Raw genomic sequence first — 22,353 nt, forward strand, 5'->3', positions numbered from 1 at the left:
CTATGTGTTATTATATGCAACACATAGAAAAATGTCAATATATTTTTTTGATTTAAGTGAAACAGCGGTAGGAAAACTAAATCCTACCGCTGTCTTCTTATGCAAAGATGATTTCTTTTTCCACAATCTCCTTTGCACACGCCCGTATGTTATTCATTCTCTGTGTCCATTCCAAAGCGTTTTCCGCCTTTAACTGCTCCGTAATACCCTGCACCCGTTTCATCTGCTCTGTGAGCCTTTCCATGCGTTCCTGCGCCTGCCTGTCGATGTCAGCAAGGTAATTGTTCAGTCTGCCGCTTGTGAACAAGGTTATGTAGGTGGCTCGGCGGTATTCTTTCAGATACCGCAAGTGCCGCTGTCCCCACAAACCAATAGGCTGTTCTTTTTCGGCTGGTAAGATAAGACATGGGATATAATAATCTCCTTGCAGTTCATACCACAGACCATTTTTATCATCGTAAATGTACTTGTCCATTGAAAAATCCTCCGTTATAATATATTCGCACATACATCACAGTTCTCCGATTGCCACACTTTGTTATATCTTGTTATGAGATTTTCTTGCCCTTGTATTTGCCCTTATGAGCAATGAGGGAAAGAGTAAACTTGTGTGTAACCGTATAAAGAGATAAGGCAGACACATTGCGATAAATCCTTTATTTTCAAGGCTTTTGGAGGATTTTATTAAAACACTGTAACCTCTGTTGAGAGGTCATAATTTACTGATATTCAAATTGGGATTTATCTTTTCCGAAATCCAACCTGCTGATGATCCGGTTTAATTCATCCTTCTGCTGGTATGCCTCCCGTATTGCACTGCGTATCTTATAAATAAAATCCTCTTTAAAATGTTCCACTGCAAATGCTGCCTGTTCTTTTGCCGCCTCTTTATACTTCTCTAAATCTTCACAAGAAAGAGACTGAAGCAGTTCTTCGTAAGGGATGTTATTTTCAATAGTAGTAGATAGAGAACGGTTCGGATATTTTTGAATATAACGCCCTCTTATTTCTATCAAGCTTTGATAATTTTTTTCTTTCTTTTGTTCTATTATAATTTTCAATTTTAATTGTTCATTCTTCAAATATTCATAATTCCCAAAACGGCGTCCATTCAAAAATGCAAGAAATCTTTCTTCATATTGCTCATTACTTAAGAAATCTTTTTCTTTCCATGTCAATTTTTCATTTGTCTCAAAATAATTTTTCTTCAGTTGTTCCCCTGTTGATTGGTTTCTCCATACCGCTTTTTGCAGCTCTTTTATCTCCTCCTTCTTCTCCTCCTGAGCTTTCATTAAATTCTGTTTTTGTTCTTCCCAACGCGCAATAGATTCCTCTTGCAGCATGGCGATTCTTGTCTTAAGCTCCTCCTTCTTTTTCTCCTTTTCTGCAATCGCAGCCGCATCAGACTTCCATTCCATATACTCCTCAACGGAACGCTCCAATGCCTCTAACTCAAGCGCTCTCTTAATCTCTTCTATTGTTTCCTGCAAGGGGATTCTTTCTTCCTGCAATGCCTGACATTTTTCTTCCAGTCGTCTGATACGCTTACGCATGCTTATCTCTCCAATATAGGCACGCCTTGTATAATTTTCAGGATTTATATGCTGCAGACGGAAGCTGTGATATAACATACAGTCTGACGTAATTCCAATCCGGCATTTTCTAAGCTGGTCTATATCCTCACATTTCATAACATTTCCCAAGAAAAAGTGGATATACGCACGCACATAGTTCTCTTTTGTAATAACCTCCTGCGCAAGAGAGCCTTCTTTTGCCAAATACTGTCCTTCTATCAACTTTTCAGTGTCCAAGACTGCTGCCCTGCAAAATCTCTTCTTATCCATTTCTCTGTAAATCTCAAGTGCTGCTTTCGCATACTCCGGAGCCACAACTAACAGCAGTTTATTATTTCCCAGGTACCCTTCTACAGCATTGTGCCATTTCTCATCTCGTATATCCAAAAGATCCGCGAGAATCTGCACCGGCACTGTTTTCCCATATTTCTTACTCAGGCGGGTTCGCAATTCATATCTGGCCTCTTCTACCTCATTCGGGTATGCTTTTTTCCCCTGCTTTAGTTCCTTTAATTCCTCCCTCGCCACCTTCTCCTCTTTTTTCACTGCTCTTAACCGAGTATCCGTATCTCGGCGTTCCTCTTCCATCTCCTCCCGTATTTTAGCAAGGCTTTCTTTCAGTCTTTTTAATTCTCCTTCTGTAATTCTCTGATTCGCAAAACGCTCTATATCCCATAATGTCTGATTTGGAACCGCATCCACTTCTCCCCAGGCTTTTAGTCCTGCTGTCGTCCTCTGCCATTTTGCCCTGCTATTTTCCAGACGTTCCAATGTCTCATTTACATTTTTTAATTCTGTCTCAAGGGCAGTATACCCACTCTCTGCAATATGAAAGATTACTTTTTCATATTCTCCTTGCAGCTCTATTTGTTCTTCTTCTAGCTTTTTGGCTTCCTCTTCCTGTTCCTTCAATTCCTTTTCAATCTCTGCTCTTCGATCTGCAAATTCCTGCAGTTTTGCCTTCATCTGCAGAATTTCCAGTCTGTCTATCTGGTACGAACAAAAAGCTTCCTCTTCACTGGCCTTAGCATACGCCTCATATTCCTGCGCAATCTCTCTAAGCCAGCGGACTTCCTCCATAGTCTCTTCGATTTTGCTCCTCATTCTTCCGTACTGCATGACACTTTCCTGCATATCTTCAATATGAATGTCCTGTTCCATACAGATATATTCTTTCACAAAATCTTCCAGCTTGATATTCATTTTAAACGGAATCGCACGCCGGAATAACCGCGGGAACTTCTCCATGTCAAGACCGCCCAGATAAATATTGTAAAGCTGCCTTCTGAATCTCTCATTGCTGGGGCCGCAGTAAAACTCTTCCTGCGCAAAGTTTCTCTGTAAATACTCCCGAATTTCCACCGTCGTCAGGCATCTTTTATCCGCGCGGTACTGATTTTCCAAAAGCCCTCCCGCGTGCCAGAAAAACAACCTTCCCACTTCATTTGTCGCTGTTTCTACATCAAACACAACGCCGACACACTGTTTTTCCCCTGACCCCGTTTCCGTAAATTCCAGGACGATCGTGCTGGAAAAATTTTTATTTCTAAGATACTGTGATTCATTATTCTCCCCAATATTCACCATACCTCGCAGATATTCGATCAAAGAACGATCTGAATCGTCTGCCGCCGCTTTATTAAAAAATCCTCTTCCATCTGTATTCGCATACAGCACAATCTGCAAGGCATCGATCACAGTAGACTTTCCACTTCCTGAATGGCCTGTAAAAAAATTAATTTCTTTATGAAACGAAAGTATTTTCCGATCTATATAATGCCAATTATTCAGGCATATCTTCGAGAGTGCTTTGAATGATTGCTTCTTCTCCACCATATTCCTCCTCACTGAATGTTCCCAGTAGCTCCCTGATGTCATCTCCAAAAAGTACCGCATGAATACTTGGATAAATAATAAATCTTGTATTTTCGTCCAGCTCTTCTAATACGTCCATCGGTTCAATGATCTGATACTTTTTCAACAATGCGATTGTCTTTCTCATCTCTGTCGGCGACGGAAGTGAAGAAAGAACATGAAACTCCCCTGCTTTTCCATTTACCATTCCCATTGTGACTACAACATGGCTGCTGGACGAAACTGCCGCCATCTGTTCGTCATAAAGAAGCTTTAGCACAAGCAGGTATATCGTTGCTAAACGCGGCAGCTTTTCTCCCCATAAAGTTTCGCCTTGTATATAGATCAGTCCCATATGCATATTTTCTTGCAGAGTGATTCCTGCAACTGCAAAATATTCCTTTAGAAATTCAAAGTGCCTGCTGCCTGTTCTGTATTCCCCTGACACTGCCATTCTGCCTGTCCTTTTGTCAAACTTCCTTTCCAGAAGAAACGTCTGCCGGTATAACACCTGTATTACGTTTCGCAGACGATCCCGTTCTTCATCATCCAGTTCTTCATAATACGCAATCATAAATACCTCCTCAGCTTTTTCTCGGTATAAACTTCAAATCTGGATAACGGTACCTTCCATTTTCTATCATTTCAAGTTCCTCTTCTTCTAAAACCCGATATTTGCTGTTTTTCTTTGTACTGTAATCGTATGCAAGAATTAACTTTTCGAATGTCTCTTCGTCCATATTCTCCACATTCTGTATATCCATTATCCCATCTTCCATATGCGCCTCGATAAAATCTTCAATTTCTGCCGCACTGTATTTAATCTGTATCCGGTTTAATTTCAATACATCCTCTTTTGCCAGATCTGCAGTTTCCTCCTCTGCTTCCATCTGACTGATAAAATCTACCCTGCTTTTCCTGCGCTTATATAATGACTTGCCTGACAAAATCTCAAGAAATGACAAATTCATCTTTTGAGATGCCGCTTTAAGAAGCTCCTCTTTGTCTTCCTTCTGTGCGATTTGATTTAGCAATTTTACCACTAATCCTTTTGTGTCTGTCTCTCCGCTTAAAAGATAGTTCAATCTTGTAACGGTAGCTCTCACATATTTGGAATGTTCCTTATCCATATTTGAGATACGATGTTCTATATCATCAAAGCCCCTTTCTATCAAATCCAAAAGCTCCAGTACATCCTCCTTTGTATCTCCTGTATTCTGCGCTTTCTTTCGAATACTCTCAATCCACTGTTCATCTTCTCTCATGTCCCGCAGACATTTTTTAATATCCATTTTGTATATATAGAAATTATCTGAAGTTTTTAGTATATGATATTTCTTTTTTACTATTTCCTCCACATATCCGTTCAGATGTTCCTGCAGTAGTTCGCCATAGGTTTCTTTGTTTAGGAGCCTTTCAAAAAACTTGTCCATATTATGAAGCATGTCCTGTAAGGCTTTATTCAATTTTCTCGTATTTATAAGAGCCGTACGAAGCATATTCAGATTTACTCTGGGATTATTTTGAAAAGAAAACAATGTTGCATAGACATTTTGAATATAAACCTCTGTCTCTTCCATTTCTTCTGATGAAAGTCTTTCAAATGCTTCAATAAATATCGCAGCATAATCTGGTATAACGATGTTTGTAGTCATTGTATTGTAATCATCAATTTTCTTGAGCCATCCGCTTTTCAACAGCCATTTTAAAATTCTGGACGCAGTTGTCTCTAGCAAGTCTGTCTCTGTCTCATCCTCTTCCCGCATAAGCTGAATCTGTTTTTTTGCGTTCATATCGCTCAATATCTGTACACAAATTTCTTTCGTAAGAAAATAATTACTATACTGATACTCTTCATTAATATATAATAATGATTCTATGTAAATTTCTCTATTTACTGAACGAAATAAGCCCCAAAATGAAGCTGGTATTTCAAACCGTATCTGCATATTGTCTGCTCCTACTTCTCTAAACATAGCGTCTGCGCGCTGCCGTTATTATTATACCATATCCTCATACAATTAAGAAAGAAGCAAGCTCTACAAAAGCAGAACATGCTTCTTTTCTTACTGCATTATATATACCTAATCACAGTATTTTTATTTTTTATGTTTCCTTATCGCTATTAAAACACAACTCAAAAGAATAAATATAAATGTACCACCAGTTATTATCGCTTTCCATATAATCTCTATATCATCTCCTGTTTTTGCCGCTTTTTGTCCGGCAGCTTTATTTCCTTGTCCTCCTTTATCCCCCTCGTTTTTATCGCTCTGTCCATTTCCTTCGTCTGTTTTTTCTCCATCTTCTTCCCCTGATTTTTCTTGAACTTCAATCTTTAATACTGCCATTATATCAGAAGGATTCGCAAAAGTTCCATCTGACTGTATTACTCCTGTCAAAGTGTAGATTCCTGGTTTTTCAGCGCAATACTCTCCCTTCCATGTCACCTCTGCTTCACGATTCGTACCATTATCCAAAGTAATCAGTACCTCCATAGGAAGATTTAATGCATCCCATTCTGTCCCATACGGAACCTGCATATCAGATGGATTCTCTACTTTTGTTATATTTAGAATAGTTCCTGTTTCTAAATTTTCAACCGCTTTTTCCAAATTATTATATGCCGCGGACACTTCACTCTGGATAGCATACTCGTTGTCTAGTACAACTTTTGCCTCTGACAAAGCTATTTGAAATGCATTCCACACTGTATCAGAATAGTTTCCCTGTTCTTTGTCCTTATACGTATTATACAAATTCTCCAATTCTGTTTTATCTGGTTCTTCCTCATATATAAAAGTTCTTGTTCCACTTCCTATTGTTATAATTTGCGTGTCTTCAGTATATTCAGAAGTACCATTATTTCCATTTACTTCTACAAATTGTCCACCGTCTACTACTGGAAATACTAACTTCGCTTTAACATTGACCGGAACGGTTACTGTCATTGTATAAGAAGTTCCCTCTCCTTCATATGAAACATCCACCTTTCCACGCTCAGTTACAATACTGCTATTTGCACTAATACCAGTCTGTCTAGTATCCGCTGGACAAATGACCACCTCTGACGCTCCTGCTTCTGATACTTCTACTCCCGCTAAATTCTCTACCATTTGCAGCGCCGCCGCTGCGCCCCAACCGTGAGACTGACTCTCTCCATACTGCCATTGTTCCCATGTAAATGTATATCCTTCATTTACAAGTTTTGCCCATCCGTAATCTTCTGTATTTGTCAACAAGTTGACTGCTGCATCTGCCCTTCCAGAGTCGAACAATGCCTCTACTAAAATATCTGCCGTCATAGGCCCTTGTTTCATTCCCATATTCGCAATATATTCTGCCATTGACTCTGTCAGCTCTTCTGGAACAATACCAAATGCAAGTGCATAAGATGTAGCATGCTGACTTTTATGGCTACTTTGAGTCCCATTACTCTTCAAACCATCTGCATACACATTTTCCTCTGTAAGTAAACTATTATTTATAGCTCTTTTAAGGTTATCTGCCTTTTCTTTATATGACTGTATTTCACTTTCATCTTTTCCAAGTTCTTCAGCCGTATTGGATAGCACATCGTACGCCCGCACAGAAAGCGCGTTCACAGTCGTTCTGGCTCCATCTACAGTTCCGTCCCAGTCATAATCAAATCTTCCTGCCTTTGGCCAATCGACAATTCCCTGATAATAAGGATTTCTCTTTGAGTCTCCTCCGCCTTCCAGTGCTGTCACAAGACCATTTGTATCACCGCTGGTTTTTGTGTTCTTTTCAATGTACTCTGCTGTTTTCTGCAGATATGGATAAGCCTGCTTGAGCAATTCTTTGTCTCCTGTCTGCATATAATATCTCCATACCATAACAGGAAAATTCAATGTAAAGTCTGGTATGTCTCTATTTTTGTCTACATTCGGATAAACAGAATTATATCTACCATCATCCCAATATCTGTCCGCTGAATCCATAAATTGATATATTGCTTTCCTTGTCGCTTCTCTTTCATACCATATAGAATTTGTTACCGCACTTATATTTACTGTATCCTGGAGGAATTGTCCTTTTTCTCTTGTCGGAGTATCTACAAACTGATTCTGCACAGAATAAATAGCTGAACGTTTCATTAATTCATACACTTGATTGAGCATATCATTTGAACTTTCAAATGTAGAATCGCGCCCAGCCGGCACTTCCGTATATAAAATAAACGCTTTTATATCCTCCTTAGAAAATTCCTCTTCTTTTGCTGGTATTGATACATATCTAAATCCGAGATGATCCCATGTATTGTACGTCTGTTCTCCATCTTTCTGTGTATAGATAAACGTCATATTCGTAGACTGTGTAGACTCTTTATTCGTATTAATCGCACCGCTATCTGTCAGTTCATACCCCGTCTGAATTGTATATTTCTGTCCTTCTTTACCATTTGCAAAATGAATGGATAAACGTGCCGGAATCACTTTTCCAAAGTCTGCAACCGTTGTTCCATCTTCCAGTTTCGTAATGCTAACCGGATATATCTCTTCTTCTGTAACATGGCTCAATTCTGCCTGGACATGCGTAAAGGTTTTCGTCGGATGGGTACCGTGTACATGCACAGCTCCCCATTCAGACGCATCATAACCGGCCTGCGCCCATCCTTCCAATACTTTTCTGCCGTCGCACTCTTCAACATAGTCCCCTTCGCTATTACGTGTCGTGTTTCCAAAATAAGGACCGTCTATCGCCGTCCATGTTCCGTCTGTTACTACTGTCTGGCTACTTCCGTCTGCATAATATATAACAAAGTGTCCCAAAACTCCCTGCATTGTATCTACACGACCCTGACCTCCACTGTAGAATCGGTCAAGTATACCAAGAGTCAGTGTTTTCTGCCCTTTTACTGCTTCTGTAATATCCCAGCCCTGATACCGTGTCTCTCCCAAATAATCAAATGTCTGGCCTCTGCCAATACGTATCCCGTTTACAGACAATTCATAATCCTGAGAACCTGCTACATAAGCAATAGCTGATTTTATTTCCTTGTTTTCCAGATTTTCTTCTTTTCGGGTATACCAGAAGAAATTCTTTCCTGTTTTAGCTTCTCCGTCAGATACTCCCCAGTTTTGTGCCCCGCCAATAAAGTTGTCTTCATACAAAACTTCTCCCTTTGGAGAGCGTACAACAATATCTGTAAACTGACCGATTTCTGTAGTTGTCGTGCTTTCGCGAAAACCTATAGTACCTTTTCCGTGTGTATCATCTTTAGTTGTATCGAGTAATGTACCATTTACATATGTTTTTATTTCATTTCCTTGTATTTCTATACGCAAATTATAACTTCGTCCTGCCTCAAACCCATATGGTATCTCATCTTTCAGCGTAGTAAATTTTCCATTAGATCCTTTATGAATCTTCAGTCCTCCGTTTTCTTTAATCTGCCACATGTATCCACTGTTATTACTGTCTGGAGCACGGAATACAAATCCCGCCGCGCCTTTTATTACTTTTACACGCATAGACAATGTATAATCTGTCCAGTCTTGCCCCTGATTTAAAAGAGAGATTCCGGAAGTATCTGCCTGCGCCCATTTTCCATCTTTTACAATAGTAATTGGCAGGTCCGAGCTAAGATTGCTCCATACATCCAATCCTTCACTAAAATCTGTCCTGTATGTCTCTCCAGAAGCAACTTCATTTTTTTGTACAGAAATACTATCTTTACCATTCTTATAGGCACTTAAGTCAGAAAAATCTTCTGAAAGCAATACCTGTTCGCCATCTAATGAAGTTACTTTCAGATTAGAAAAAGAAGCAGACTCTCCTTTTGTTTCACGAAAGCCAAACGTTCCTTGCTTCCACGTATTACTTGTATCCGTATATGTATCTAATTCTTTTCCGTCTATTTTTGTTGTAATTTTATTATCTTCTATTATAAATTCTACATGATAAAGTGTATCCGCTTCTAATGAATATGGAACAGCGCTATCACCATCTATTTTTGTAAATTTCCCTTCGTTTTGTATATGTCGAGCAAGTCCTCCTTTATCCAAACTAAACTGCCACATATAACCACTGTTGGCATCAGGTGTACGGAGCATAATTCCTGCTGCGGTCTCAATAATCTTCATATCAAATTCTATTTTATAGTTTGTCCATTCAATCCCCGGATTATAAAATGTAATAGGATGGGCTGTACTTCCCTTCACTGTCGCCCATGTTTCTGTCTCTACTCCAGAAGTCGCTGATACTTGTGCGAATTCTCCCACCTGTCCATCTGCTTCATAAAAACCGAAAGATCCCTTTGTAAAATTATCGTCTGTAATATCCTGCCCCACCGTCTGTCCATCAATGTTCGTCACAATGGTATTCCCATCAGCCTTTATATGAAGTATATAATTTATCCCTTCTTCGATCTCTATATTTACAGTTTCTAATGCCTGAAGTGTTCCGTCTTTTAAAACATTTTTCACAAGTCCGATACCTGGTTTTATCTGCCAGACATATCCGTTATTATAATCTTCCTGTACACGAAAAGCAATTCCCGCCGCCTCAGTTTCCGCACTGACGGCGACCTCCAGCTCATAGTTCTCCCATTCAAAAGCTTCTTTATTCGCAGTCACCCCGCCTCCATCTACTCTTGCAGATGAACCTCCGTCAACCACGCTGATAGGAGAAGACGCCGGAGCCTGAATCCATTGCGCTCCCCAGTCTTCATCTGACAAACCTGTCGCGAACTTTGCGGGCTCGCTGAATACAGATTGCGCTCCAGAAGAATCCCACGAAGCTACCTGCCAAGAATACGGATGTCCTGCTTCTAATTTTTCAGCCAGACCTTCTGGCTGTACATTAGACTGTTCGGAAGAATTTACCTTCCCACTATCAAACACTTGTTCTCCTGTCACTTCATCCTTTACAACAATCTGATATGCTGTCTGTGACTCATCCATATCTGTATCATTCAGCCACCAGCTAAATCTTGGTATTCCCTCTACATTCATTGGATTTTCCAATTCGTTTGTCAGTAAAGCGGACGGCGCTTCTGGAGCAGAGTTATACCCCCCCCCCTTGTTTTTCCGGGCTATCCGCCAAGACTGTCATAGGATTTAATGTAAGAGAAAATGCCATAATTCCAATTGCTGCCTTTTTGCACATACTATTAAAATGCACAATTTCTTTTTTCATTACTGTAACCCTCCTAAAAAATTTGCTATACTTTTTCAACCTCTCTTTCCGAACTTTTATATATTTCGTTCATAAATATAGCTTTTCGTTTTATTTTATCATGCATATCTAACAGTCAAAAAGAGTAAAATATTTGGAATATAGGTAATATTCTATTGATTCTTTTAATATTAGCAAACAGCAGCAGTTTTCATTTTTCCTTTCCTAATCCAGCCACTTCGCGGCATATGCCATCCTTACGGTCAGCTTGCCCTCCATAATATTTACCGGAATGTCAGCGTCAATCGGGTAAATAACAGGGCACATTTCATTCTCAAAGAAATACACCAGTACCCTCTTTTGATAAGGGTCTACAATCCAGTATTCCCTGACCCCTGCATTCTCATATTTCTGCAGCTTTATTATATAGTCTCTTTTACTCGTTCCCGGAGATATTACTTCCAGTATAAAGTCCGGAGCACCTTTGATGTTTCGTCTTACAATCTGTTCTGGATTGCAGACAATAAACACATCCGGCACCAGCATAGTCCTGTCGTCATTGTCAAGCTGTACATCTGCTGGCGCTATAAACGGCGTGCATGGACCCCCTTGTTCAAAAATGTAGTTGGCAATCTGCCGGTATATTTCTCCTGCAATCAACTGATGGAAAGAGGTAGGGGACGCCATATCATAAAAACACCCGTCTATCAATTCTACTCTTGTATCCTCGGGCAATGCATAATAGTCTTCCACCGTATACATGCCCTGCTTTTTTTCTTCTGGCTCTGCATGATACGCATAGGCTTCCTCTCTTATCATATCTCTGTTTTGTTCTTCTCTATCTTTTTCTTTTGTTGTCATAAATGCTCTCCTTTCAACTCTTCGCCACTGTCCTTCTGGAACACAAAAACGTCCTCCACCGGCGTATCAAATACTCTGGCAATATCTACCGCCAGTTTTAAAGATGGATTATATTGTCCCTTTTCCAGACGTACAATCGTTTCCCGCCTTACTCCTACTTTATCTGCCAACTCATGCTGGCTTAAATGCAGCTTTTCTCTGTACGCTTTCATTCGTGTATAAAATGCAGACACTTTTTCTCCTCATTTCTGCTTTACTTTTCTAAACTCTCTGTGTGATAAATATATCACTTTATCTATTCTAAGTCAATACTTATTCTTCCTGTCCATCCATTTACAAAACACAGCCGCCGCCACAGTACTGACTGCCGTCGCTATAATTCCTGCTCCCACCACTGCTGCCGGATTCACACTTCCATACTGGCTGCGATAAGCGATTACATTGACAGAGATCAACTGTAGGGAAGAAATGTTCAAAATCAAAAACGTACACATCTCATTGCTGGCGACGCCTTTTTTTCTTATCTGTCCCGGAGCCCTCCCTTTTCGTCTTTCCTCCTCCAGCTTTTCCAGTTCTTCCATTGCCCTTAGTCCGGCAGGCGTTGCCGCCCAGCCAAGCCCAAGAAAATTAGCGATAAAGTTTGTAGTAATATGTTCATTTGCCCTGTGCTCCTGTGGAATATTCGGAAATAGAAAATGGATCAGAGGACGCATTTTTTTAGATGCCAGAGTGATAATTCCTGCTTCTGATGCGATTTCCATAATTCCTGCCCAGAAAGACATCACCCCTATCATAGTAATGCAAAGTGTCACAGCTTCTTTTGAAGAATCCAGCGCGGCATTTGTAATATCCGGCATCTTACCGTTAAAAGCTCCAAAGATAATTCCGGCAAGAATCATTCCTGCCCACAGGTAGTTGAGCATCCTTTATTCCCCCTTCAGATCCTTCCACATATATTCTTCCACAACCTCAAACGGCGCCGGTCCTACCGAAAGAACTGCCTCGTGAAACTCCTTATGTGAAAATTCTTCTCCTTTTTCCTTTACCCACTCTTTTTTCAGATTTAAGAATTCAACATATCCTATATAATATTTCAGGTAGTTGCCCGGTGAACCTATGATCAATTCATAAATTGTTTCTATTGTTTCTGTATCTTTAATACCATAATTCGTAAAAAATGCCACTGTATCCATTCGATCCCATCCTTCATAATGGATTCCCATATCTGCAAGTGCATACAGTCCCAGAATGATCGAGCTGTTTTTCTGCAGCAGTGTAGCCTGTTCTTTTGTCATCGGAGCCAGATAATAGCTGCACATCTCTGCATATGTCGCCCAGCCTTCTACATATCCGCCGAAGCTGAAAATATTCCTTAACGGATCCGGATCTGTTCCTGCGTAATATACAGTCTGATATAAATGGCCCGGATATCCTTCATGTGCCAGCGTGGTAAACAGTGTCAGGCTGTTGCTCATATGTGCCTGGTTGACATAGATAACATTCTCTTCTGTATTGTCTATTGCCGGAATCATATAGAATGCCGGACTTAAGTGCTCTTCCATCGCTTCTGGTACGTATTTGACCTGCAGCTCTGTTTCTGGTTCCGCCGGAAATGTATCAGTGATTTCCATTTTCAAATTACTTAAAATTGCTTCCGGATCCGTCTCTGTCATAGAAAATGTTTCCTGTGCCTCCTGTGCAGTAATTCCGAGTACAGATTCCATTGCTTCTAAGTCAGTTATAATCTGCCTTCTGGTCATATCTTCCATCTCAGGAATACTTTTATCAGAACCCGTGGATTCCTTTACAACCTGCTCATAATACTTTTTGCCTTCCGGAAGATAACAAAGTCCTTTTTCATTCTTTCCTGTTCCTTTTAATTTTTGAATTTCGGATACAAGCTTGCTGTATGAAGGGTATATATAGTTCTGTAATGCGAATGCATTTTTTTGTATATAGTCACTTTTTTCTTTCTCAGTCAACTCGTCTAATCCATTTATTCTATCTACAAATGTAGAAATCAAATAATTGCTGTCTCCCATGTCTAAAAAAGCATTACACTGCTCTATTACTGTATCTACCGCGTAGTCCGCCATGAATAATCCTTCTTCTGACTTTTTCTTCTCAAATGTAATCAGACTATCAAAATACTCCGGAGTTGTCTGCATTAAGTCTAAATAGGTTTTTACATCATTTTCATTATAGAACTGGTATTCTGACAATAATACTGGAAGCTGTGTCTGAATCCCACTGACCAGTCCTAATGGTTCTTCATACAAAAGGTATCCAATATCTGTCTCCAACATTTCTAAATAATATTCTACAATATCATATGTCAACTGATTTTGTACAGAAAGATCATCATAAGAAAATGCGGAGAGAGATTTTCGCATATTTTCTATGGACACATGAACAGCTTCTTCGTCCGCAACAAATGTTCCAAATGTAACCGGTGCATTTTCAATCCCATAATCCTCTGGATTCTTCAATGTATAATGAAGGCTCACTGTATTTGATGCCACTTCCTGTGCAAATATCATTTTTGTATATGTAAGAAACGCACTATCTGCATCTTGGGGCTGATTCTGCTGACAGCCGGATATTGTAAGTGAAAATACCAAAATGCAGGCAGCCAGTGCTCCTCCAAATCTTTTTTTGTCAAAAATTACTCTTTTTTTTTCGGATTTTATATTTCGGGAAAATAGAAATGCCATAGAAACTCCCCTGATATATTTGTAATATCTTATGAAATCTTTCTTACTGATATTCTTAAATAACTGGAATTGCAGCTTTCTAAAAGACATATAAATGAAAAAAGCGCACAAACTATTAGGAGAATTTTGTATGCAGCTTTTTCTTTATATCGCGGACTTTATTGTTCCATTTATCGTTCTCGCAGTCGTTATCTATGGACTGCTCTCTAAAGTCCATGTCTACGACTGTTTTATAAAAGGAGCCAAAAGCGGATTTTTGACGGTTATCCGTCTTATGCCGACATTAATCGGACTTATGGCGGCCGTAGGAATCTTACGCGCCTCTGGATTTCTTGATTTTCTCGGTCATTTATTGGGACAATTTACCTCTTATATAGGATTCCCCGGCGAGCTTGTTCCTTTGACAATTGTTAAAATGTTTTCTTCCTCCGCCGCTACCGGACTTCTCCTGGACAGCTTCAAGGAATATGGTACTGATTCTAGATTAGGATTGATTGCTTCCATTTCTATGTGCTGTACAGAAACCATCTTTTATACAATGAGTGTCTACTTTATGACCGCGCACATAAAAAAGTCCCGCTATACTCTTACAGGCGCCATGATTGCTACATTTGCCGGTTTAGTCGCAAGTGTAATACTGGCCGACAAGATGCTCTGACCCTTCCGCCTCAGGATTGTATTGTTAAAAAGGTTGTGCTAAAATTATGTAAAGAAATGCTTATACTATAAAGGGGGTGTACTCATGGCTAGTGTAACATTTGCACACTTAAAAAAAATATATCCCAACGGATTTGTCTCTGTAAAAGATGTATCTCTCCATATTGACGATGGGGAATTTGTTATATTTCATGGCCCCAGCGGATGTGGAAAATCAACTATTCTGCGGATGATTGGTGGTTTAGAAGATATTACCTCAGGAGAAATTTATCTGGGGAAAGACTTTCTCAACGATATTCTGCCCCGAGACAGAAAATTGGCTATGGCATTTCAAAATTATGTACTTTACCGCCATCTAAACGTATACGATAATATAGCCTTAGGGTTGAGACTGCGGAACCTTCCCCGCAGCGTTGTAGATTCCCGTGTAAAAACCGCAGCTTCTTTTTTTGGCATTTCTCATATACTGAATAAGAAACTAAAGGCGGTCTCTGAATCAGACAAGCAGAAAGTAGCGCTTAGCAGAGCAATTGTCTGCCACCCTAAGGTTCTTCTTGTTGACGAAGATTTCGCACGTCAGAATGAAAGACGGCGTGCAGAAATGATTGCCGATATTAAAAAAATTAATGAAATGCTCGGTATTACAGTCCTGTATGTAACGAATGATTTCCAGGAAGCAGTTGACTTAAAAGAAAAAATCGTTTTTATGAAGGATGGCTGTATCACAGAAATACAGCCTAAAGGTAAAAATTTGACTTCTTAAATAAGCAGTATTAACAAAAAAGACAGCGCGAAAACAGCACTGTCTTTTCTAATAAGAACGTTTTTATTTTTATAGCAAAGCTTTATATATTTCTCTTTTTGATACACCCCTGTCTTTTGCCACACATTTCATTGCCTCTTTTTTGTCTTTCCCCATTGACAAATAGATCTGCATATGTTCCTCTATTCCCATCTCTTCCCATTTTTCGCGAGCTTCCTGCTTTAATTCCTCTGCACTTTTTCCTTCTATCACCAGAACACATTCTCCCTTTGGTTCATGCTCTGTATAAAATATAACTGCCTCCTCTAAAGTAGATCGCAATACAGCTTCATACTTTTTTGTCAGCTCCCGACATATAGTAATTTTTCTGTTTCCCAATGTTTCCTTTAATAATGCCAATGTCTTGCACAGTCTGTGCGGCGCTTCGTACAAAATAATCGTTCTTGTTTCCTCTGAGAGCTCTTCCAGTATGCGCTCCCTCTCTTTCTTATCCGGCGGCAGAAACGCCTCGAACGCAAATCTGCGTGTAGAAAGTCCTGAAACCGTCAGTGCTGTAACACAGGCTGCGGGGCCGGGCAGTGAGGTTACTGTAATTCCTGCTTCATAGCACATACGTACCAATTCTTCTCCCGGATCAGAGATACCTGGAGTGCCCGCATCTGTAATCAGTGCGATATTTTTTCCCTCTTGAAGCTTCTCAACCAGTTTCCGCCCCTTTTCATATTTATTATACTCATGGTAGCTGGTCATTGGCGTCTGTATTTCAAAATGATTTAATAATTTTATACTGTTTCGCGTATCTTCCGCCGCAATCAAATCTGCTTCTTTCAAAGTTCGGATTACACGAAATGTAATGTCCTCCAGATTTCCAATGGGCGTTGCACATAAAAATAATGTCCCTGACATAGAACTGCTCCTGTATGTTTTTTCCTATTGATACATCACAATTGGGGGCTCTATCCTAACTCTTGATTTTGCTCCTCTGACTCCCTCTATCAAAACCATTGTAGGTTCTTTATGAATATATGGATGTACAAATTGAATTCTTTTCGGCTCTATTTTGTACTGATTCATTTTCACCATAATTTCTGTCAGTCTGAACGGCCGGTGTATCATATAAAATCTGCCTTTATCCTGCATCAGCTTCATACTCTCCCGCAAAATATCGTCCAATGTGCACAATACTTCATGCCGCGCAATTGCTATAGCATCCCTCGGATTTTGTAAACCATGCTGATAAACCATATAAGGTGGATTTACTGTAATCACATCAAAAAAGGCAGGCTTAAAAATTTGTGCTGCCTCTTTGATATCTCCTGTCACAATTTTAATTTTATTTTCCAGATGGTTATGCTCCACACTGCGGCGTGCCATCTGTGCACTCTCCTCTTGTATTTCCAATCCGGTAAAGCACTTTCCCTTCGTCTTTGCCGACAGCAAAATCGGAATAATTCCCGTTCCTGTTCCCATATCTAATACAGTTTCATCCTCTTTTACTTTTACAAAGTCTGAAAGAAGCACTGCATCTACCCCAAAACAAAACCTCTCCGGATTCTGTATCAACTCCAGTCCGTTTAACTGCAAGTCGTCCAGCCTCTCTCCCGGCAGCAAATTATTTGTCATCTAATTTAGACGCTCCTTCATTCTTTTCCAATTCCGCAAGTTTTTTCATCTCTTCTTTCGAAATCTTGGATTTTTTTCTTCTAGGTTTAAATTTTAATTCCTCTGCCTTATATTCCCGAATTTCCTTCTCATCGTTTTCTAAATTGACAATTACTTTAACTTGTTTGCGTAAAACACTTAAAGAATGTACTGTACCTGTCAGTCCGTCCATTGTAGTTACATTATCTCCAACAGACGGCAACTGACTGTTGAGTTCCTCATAGGTCTCCTCTTCATTTGTCAGACAGCACATCAGCCTGCCGCACACTCCTGATATTTTAGTTGGATTCAAGGACAGATTCTGTTCTTTCGCCATTTTAATAGAGACTGCAGCAAACTCTGATAAATAGGTACTACAACATAAGGGACGTCCGCATATGCCAATCCCTCCACGGATCTTCGTTTCATCCCTCACACCAATCTGCCGCAATTCGATTCTCGTTCTGAAAACTGCCGCCAAATCCTTTACCAGTTCCCGAAAGTCAATTCTCCCGTCTGCAGTAAAATAAAACAAGACTTTATTGTTATCAAACGTATATTCTGCATCTATCAGCTTCATTTCGAGGCCATGCTTCCGTATCTTTTCCAGGCAAATTTGGAATGCTTCTTTTTCTTTTTCTTTGTTCTTGCTTACTGTCTTTTCATCCTGTTCCGTTGCAATCCGAATAACAGGCTTCAGCGGCTGAACTACTTCTTCATCCTTTACTTCCTTAGGTCCGCTGACCACTCTGCCGTACTCTACGCCTCGCGCTGTCTCCACAATCACGTGATCTCCCTGTTGGATCGTCAGTTTCCCCGGTGCAAAAAAATAAATTTTGCCAGCGGGCCTGAATCTTACGCCAATTACTTTTGTCATTCTTCCTAGTTCTCCTTTATCGTCAATAAAAGCAGCTCCATCGTCAATTCAAAATTCACATTCGCCTTCATTCTTGCTTTTGCTTTTTCCAATGCATCCAAAATGTTTTCGATTCCCTCATAGGAACTTTTGCTTGCACGTTCTTTGATAAACTTAAGCTGATCTGAAAACACAACCCTGTCTACATTCTTTGTTGCCTTGTAGATGAGTACATCTCTGTACCAGATTGCAATCACATCCAGATAATCATTAATTTCTAATTTATACGTCATGCATTTCTTCACAGCTTCCATCAGTTCACTGACATTCATCTCATTTATACCACGCAGCAAATGCACTGCTTCTTCTTTGATCTCATTAAAGTACTCTGATGTAGCAAGCATGATCGCCTTTCCCATATTTCCCTGGGCAAATGCTACACATACGTCTGCTTTATAGTCTGGTATTTCCATCTGTTCCATCAGGTACTTTTTGACAAGCTGATCTTTGATGTTTCTTAACTTCATCATTACACACCTGGACCGGATTGTCGGCAGTAATATTTCTGCATTTTCTGTAAGAAGCATAATTACTGCATACTGGGGAGGCTCCTCAATTGTCTTTAAAAGAGCATTCTGTGCCTGTACACTCATTAAGTCCGCATCTGGAATAATATAAATTTTGAATTTACTGCTATATGGCTTAATCACAATGTCATTGTTTACCTGCTCCCGAATGTCGTCTACGCTTATCGTATTAGGCTTTTCATGCGTTACCCGAATAATATCCGGCTGATTTCCACTAAGCGCTTGTCTGCATGACTGGCATTTCCCACATGCATCTCCATCTTCATCACGCTCCTGGCACTGTAAGCTCATAGCAAATAAGTTTGCCAGCATTTTTTTACCTGCTCCTCTTTCCCCATTTAAAATATATGCATGGGAAACAGCATCTGCCTTTACTGCGTTTCCAATATATTTAATAATATTTTTGTGACCTACTACGTCTTTAAAACCACTCATTTTATCACCTGCTGTTTCTTTCATATAAAATCATTTCGTATATAGCGTTTCTTTTATACACTCTATTTTACAACAATTTTCTTACAAAAATGTAAACTTCTTGATAAGTATACCATATTTTCATATGAAGATATAGCCCTAAACTCTGACAGCAGGTATTTTTAAAGCTTCTACAATCTTTTTATTATAAATGCTTCAATTTCACTCAAGCATTTTTCAAACTCTATATTTTGAAATCTGTTCTCAACTCCTATTTCTTTCAGCTTATCTTCCGAAAAATCTTTTTCATCTGCCAGAAATCTTCTGCACATTTCTGCATATTTAGGAGATTTCTGCAGACGTTCTCGTTTTATTGCCCGTTCAAGGCGCAGATCATCTCTTACTTCGATATAAATCGGAACCAAATTCTCCTCCCCAAAATAGTTACACATGTCTCTAAAAGATTCTAACGTTCCAATAACCAGATAACTGCTTTCTCCTAAATCAATTTGTCCGTCATCCGCAGTAAAGTACTTCCATATGCCACACTGTGTATTATATGACCTCAGTTCAATAATCTTATTTCTTTGCTTCATGCTGGCAAGTACAGCCTCATTAACAAAATAATAATCCTCTCCATCCTTTTCTCCAGAACGAATCGGACGAGTTGTATAAAGTATAATTGTCTTTAATTGCGGGCATTTCTTCCGCAGTTCTTTAAATATAGAATCTTTTCCTGAAGAACTTTTCCCCATAATATAAAAAATTTTATGCATCTATCCACACCTCTATTTTGCCATTTTTCTTAAGCCCTTGTATCTGAAATCCTAATTCTCGAAATTTGTATAAACTAAGCTGTACTTCCTTTGAAATTTGTTCACCCGGTACAATCAAAGGGACACCTGGAGGATAAATATAGGCATACTCCGCAGAAACATATCCTTCACTTATTTCCCATGCTATACTTTTTAAGTTCCCCGTATTCCTATCTCTTTTTGATATATCTATTTTTTTTCTTAATTCCGCACTCGTATATTTTCTGTCAAGCTTAGGAAGATAACTTTGTGTAATCTTCTTTCTACTATTTTTGCCTTCCTTCCACACTATATTTCGGTCTATTTCTAAAAGCGCACTATGAAGCCGCTGCATTCCTTCTGGAGTATCCGCTACAGAGGTCATTCCCAATACATAACTTCCTGCCGCCATTTCCATTTGTAAATGATATTTCTTCAATAAAATATTATATATATCCTTTCCCGTATATTCCGTATCCCTTGCAGAAATAACAATTTTAGAGAGATCATACTCTCTTGTCTGCTGTAGATTTAACTTTTTTAATTTTTGCAATTCCTTTCTTGTTTCTTTTAGTAACTGTACATAATCTTCAAAATATTCTGCTCCCTTTTCTTCTATTTTAGAAATGCACACATCAATAGACGCCATTAGAACATAGGAAGGACTGCTTGTCTGTAACATATCCAGATAATAACATACTCTCTGCCAATCAACAATACTGCCGTTTTTATGCAGAAGCGCTGTCTGTGTCAAAGAAGGCAATGTTTTATGAAGGCTATGTATAACAATATCAGCCCCCTTTTGATTTGCGTTTTCAGGAAAATATGGATGAAATCCAAAATGTGCCCCATGGGCCTCGTCCACAATCAAAGGAATCTTATATTGATGGACAACAGCGCTGATTTTAGCTACATCTGAAAGTACTCCGTCATAAGTCGGGGATGTAATAACTACTGCTCTTATATTTGGAATCTCCTGTAATATTTTTTGAACTGCCTCTGGATCTATCTCTCCATTTAAGTCTTTATCCGGATAAAATTCCGGATATATATATATAGGAATCAATTTATTTAAAACGACTGCATGATACACTGACTTATGACAATTCCGCGCTATCAGTATTTTATCTCCTTCTTCCGTAACTCCTAAAATCGCACTAAGTATGCCCGCTGTACTCCCATTAATCAGAACTGCTGTTTCCTGTGCATGATAAATCCTAGAAGCACGCTTTTGCAATTCTTTTAATATACCCTGCGGATGATGCAGATCGTCAAATCCCTCTATTTCCGTAATATCAATCTCATATGGCAATTCAACCTGAGAAAAACATAAATTCCTTTTATGTCCCGGCATATGAAAGCCATAATAATCCGACTCGCTGTACTCTTTTAATTTTTTATATAGCGATTTCATATTCTTTCTCCAAAATACTTTAAAGTTCATTAATATAGCAAAAAAGCGCAAGCCACAAATGGATTACGCTGTTTCTTCTTATGAGAGTGCGGGGATTCGAACCCCGGACAACTTGATTAAAAGTCAAGTGCTCTACCACCTGAGCTACACTCCCATATTCAATTTATTCTCTTTACAGAGAAAATGCCCAGAGCCGGAATCGAACCAGCGACACGAGGATTTTCAGTCCTCTGCTCTACCAACTGAGCTATCTGGGCATATACACTAAAGTCCGTATACAACTTCAAGAACTTCGTGTGAGTTGCGGGGGCAGGATTTGAACCTGCGACCTTCGGGTTATGAGCCCGACGAGCTTCCAGACTGCTCCACCCCGCGCTATTAAATTTTCTATCTCTTCTGAGATAAAGCCGATGATCGGACTCGAACCGATAACCTGCTGATTACAAATCAGCTGCTCTGCCAATTGAGCCACATCGGCGTTTTATGTTTCCTTTTGAGCAACTGATTTGTAATCAGTGCTCTGCCTGCGATTGACTTTCATCAATCTTATTAAATTGTGCCACATCGGCAATTTCTAATTTTCTTTCATACAATGCAAACTAATAATTGACATTGTCCGATTCCAAAAACTTTATCGGCTAACAGATGATGAAAGATTTAAACCATTTTGGTCTTAGTAAGCAGCTTGCCTTTCATAACTCATTCAACATCAATAGATGAAGAAAAATTCGAACCGTTTTGGTTTTAGCAAACAGATTACTTTTTATAAATCATTCAACATCAATGGATGGAGAAGGATTCGAACCTTCGAAGGCGTTGCCAACAGATTTACAGTCTGCCCCCTTTGGCCACTCGGGAATCCATCCATTTCTTTTTGAGTGGGGCCTATAGGGCTCGAACCTATGACCCTCTGCTTGTAAGGCAGATGCTCTCCCAGCTGAGCTAAGACCCCACATACGACCCAGAAGAGACTCGAACTCTCGACCTCCGCCGTGACAGGGCGGCGCTCTAACCAACTGAGCCACTGGGCCACACTATTCTATTTATCAGGTTATACCCTGAAAACTGCATATAAAAGAAATTA

The 22,353-nt window shown here is 39.5% G+C and carries 18 protein-coding genes and 7 tRNA genes; 2 read left to right on the forward strand and 23 right to left on the reverse strand.

Translation table 11 applies throughout. The features are described 5' to 3' along the window. Window positions 1–97 precede the first annotated feature (97 nt). From ACZ5C4_RS18460 to ACZ5C4_RS18505, 10 genes are all read right to left on the reverse strand, one after another. Window positions 98–475 carry a TnpV protein gene (locus tag ACZ5C4_RS18460; RefSeq protein WP_002586617.1) on the reverse strand — a complete coding sequence of 126 codons (378 nt, stop codon included), beginning with the start codon at window positions 473–475 and terminating at the stop codon, window positions 98–100. Between the two features lie 244 nt (window positions 476–719). Further along, window positions 720–3,407: an ATP-binding protein gene (locus ACZ5C4_RS18465; protein WP_464522278.1), complete on the reverse strand. Its 2,688-nt coding sequence runs from the start codon at window positions 3,405–3,407 to the stop codon at window positions 720–722. Beyond that, complete coding sequence (locus ACZ5C4_RS18470; protein WP_464522279.1) at window positions 3,358–4,002, reverse strand: DUF4194 domain-containing protein; 645 nt, start codon at window positions 4,000–4,002, stop codon at window positions 3,358–3,360. The genes ACZ5C4_RS18465 and ACZ5C4_RS18470 overlap by 50 nt, the downstream gene beginning before the upstream one ends. Before the next feature lie 10 nt (window positions 4,003–4,012). Next, the gene (locus tag ACZ5C4_RS18475) at window positions 4,013–5,377 is read right to left on the reverse strand and encodes a Wadjet anti-phage system protein JetA family protein (protein WP_464522373.1); all 1,365 of its coding nucleotides are present in this window, start codon (window positions 5,375–5,377) and stop codon (window positions 4,013–4,015) included. 150 nt (window positions 5,378–5,527) lie between these two features. Further along, on the reverse strand, window positions 5,528–10,489 hold the full coding sequence (locus ACZ5C4_RS18480) for a family 78 glycoside hydrolase catalytic domain (RefSeq protein ID WP_464522374.1): 4,962 nt from the start codon (window positions 10,487–10,489) through the stop codon (window positions 5,528–5,530). Then, a complete protein-coding gene (locus ACZ5C4_RS18485; RefSeq protein ID WP_464522280.1) occupies window positions 10,458–10,589 on the reverse strand; it encodes a hypothetical protein in 132 nt (43 codons plus the stop codon). Before ACZ5C4_RS18485 ends, ACZ5C4_RS18480 begins: the two co-directional genes overlap by 32 nt. Before the next feature lie 204 nt (window positions 10,590–10,793). Continuing rightward, the gene (locus ACZ5C4_RS18490) at window positions 10,794–11,429 is read right to left on the reverse strand and encodes a Uma2 family endonuclease (protein WP_464522281.1); all 636 of its coding nucleotides are present in this window, start codon (window positions 11,427–11,429) and stop codon (window positions 10,794–10,796) included. After that, window positions 11,426–11,662: a helix-turn-helix transcriptional regulator gene (locus tag ACZ5C4_RS18495; RefSeq protein ID WP_464522282.1), complete on the reverse strand. Its 237-nt coding sequence runs from the start codon at window positions 11,660–11,662 to the stop codon at window positions 11,426–11,428. The genes ACZ5C4_RS18490 and ACZ5C4_RS18495 overlap by 4 nt, the downstream gene beginning before the upstream one ends. Before the next feature lie 72 nt (window positions 11,663–11,734). After that, window positions 11,735–12,352 (reverse strand): nucleoside recognition protein, encoded by a 618-nt coding sequence (locus tag ACZ5C4_RS18500; protein WP_464522283.1) that lies wholly within the window; start codon window positions 12,350–12,352, stop codon window positions 11,735–11,737. Between the two features lie 3 nt (window positions 12,353–12,355). Further along, the gene (locus ACZ5C4_RS18505; protein WP_464522284.1) at window positions 12,356–14,143 is read right to left on the reverse strand and encodes a DUF885 domain-containing protein; all 1,788 of its coding nucleotides are present in this window, start codon (window positions 14,141–14,143) and stop codon (window positions 12,356–12,358) included. Window positions 14,144–14,273: 130 nt separating this feature from the next. Between ACZ5C4_RS18505 and ACZ5C4_RS18510 the strand changes: the two genes are divergently transcribed. Together ACZ5C4_RS18510 and ACZ5C4_RS18515 are read left to right on the forward strand one after the other, a co-directional pair. Next, window positions 14,274–14,801: a spore maturation protein gene (locus ACZ5C4_RS18510; RefSeq protein ID WP_186876514.1), complete on the forward strand. Its 528-nt coding sequence runs from the start codon at window positions 14,274–14,276 to the stop codon at window positions 14,799–14,801. 84 nt (window positions 14,802–14,885) lie between these two features. Next, window positions 14,886–15,563 (forward strand): ABC transporter ATP-binding protein, encoded by a 678-nt coding sequence (locus ACZ5C4_RS18515; RefSeq protein ID WP_464522285.1) that lies wholly within the window; start codon window positions 14,886–14,888, stop codon window positions 15,561–15,563. Window positions 15,564–15,632: 69 nt separating this feature from the next. Here ACZ5C4_RS18515 and rsmI read toward each other — a convergent pair whose 3' ends face one another. The 13 genes from rsmI to ACZ5C4_RS18580 all read right to left on the reverse strand — a co-directional run bounded on the left by rsmI (window position 15,633) and on the right by ACZ5C4_RS18580 (window position 22,300). Next, window positions 15,633–16,469, reverse strand: coding sequence for a 16S rRNA (cytidine(1402)-2'-O)-methyltransferase (gene rsmI / locus ACZ5C4_RS18520; RefSeq protein WP_464522286.1), 837 nt, complete (start codon window positions 16,467–16,469; stop codon window positions 15,633–15,635). Between the two features lie 24 nt (window positions 16,470–16,493). After that, entirely contained in the window at window positions 16,494–17,186 is a 693-nt protein-coding gene (locus ACZ5C4_RS18525) for a tRNA1(Val) (adenine(37)-N6)-methyltransferase (protein ID WP_464522287.1), read from the reverse strand. Continuing rightward, complete coding sequence (locus ACZ5C4_RS18530) at window positions 17,176–18,081, reverse strand: PSP1 domain-containing protein (protein WP_186876510.1); 906 nt, start codon at window positions 18,079–18,081, stop codon at window positions 17,176–17,178. Before ACZ5C4_RS18530 ends, ACZ5C4_RS18525 begins: the two co-directional genes overlap by 11 nt. A 5-nt stretch (window positions 18,082–18,086) precedes the next feature. Then, window positions 18,087–19,082 (reverse strand): DNA polymerase III subunit, encoded by a 996-nt coding sequence (locus ACZ5C4_RS18535; protein ID WP_464522288.1) that lies wholly within the window; start codon window positions 19,080–19,082, stop codon window positions 18,087–18,089. A gap of 170 nt (window positions 19,083–19,252) precedes the next feature. Then, window positions 19,253–19,837, reverse strand: coding sequence for a nucleoside/nucleotide kinase family protein (locus tag ACZ5C4_RS18540; protein ID WP_464522289.1), 585 nt, complete (start codon window positions 19,835–19,837; stop codon window positions 19,253–19,255). Continuing rightward, on the reverse strand, window positions 19,830–21,269 hold the full coding sequence (locus tag ACZ5C4_RS18545) for an aminotransferase class I/II-fold pyridoxal phosphate-dependent enzyme (protein ID WP_464522290.1): 1,440 nt from the start codon (window positions 21,267–21,269) through the stop codon (window positions 19,830–19,832). Before ACZ5C4_RS18545 ends, ACZ5C4_RS18540 begins: the two co-directional genes overlap by 8 nt. Window positions 21,270–21,350: 81 nt before the next feature. Further along, a tRNA-Lys gene (locus ACZ5C4_RS18550) sits at window positions 21,351–21,423 on the reverse strand. Between the two features lie 30 nt (window positions 21,424–21,453). Beyond that, window positions 21,454–21,526: transfer RNA gene (locus tag ACZ5C4_RS18555), tRNA-Phe, on the reverse strand. A 44-nt stretch (window positions 21,527–21,570) separates the two neighbouring features. Further along, window positions 21,571–21,644, reverse strand: a tRNA-Met gene (locus tag ACZ5C4_RS18560). Window positions 21,645–21,674: 30 nt separating this feature from the next. After that, a tRNA-Thr gene (locus ACZ5C4_RS18565) sits at window positions 21,675–21,747 on the reverse strand. Between the two features lie 306 nt (window positions 21,748–22,053). After that, window positions 22,054–22,135, reverse strand: a tRNA-Tyr gene (locus ACZ5C4_RS18570). A gap of 13 nt (window positions 22,136–22,148) precedes the next feature. Then, window positions 22,149–22,221 (reverse strand) — tRNA-Val (locus ACZ5C4_RS18575). Between the two features lie 5 nt (window positions 22,222–22,226). Further along, window positions 22,227–22,300: transfer RNA gene (locus ACZ5C4_RS18580), tRNA-Asp, on the reverse strand. Between the last annotated feature and the right edge of the window lie 53 nt (window positions 22,301–22,353).

It is taken from the genome of Mediterraneibacter flintii (assembly GCF_055387595.1).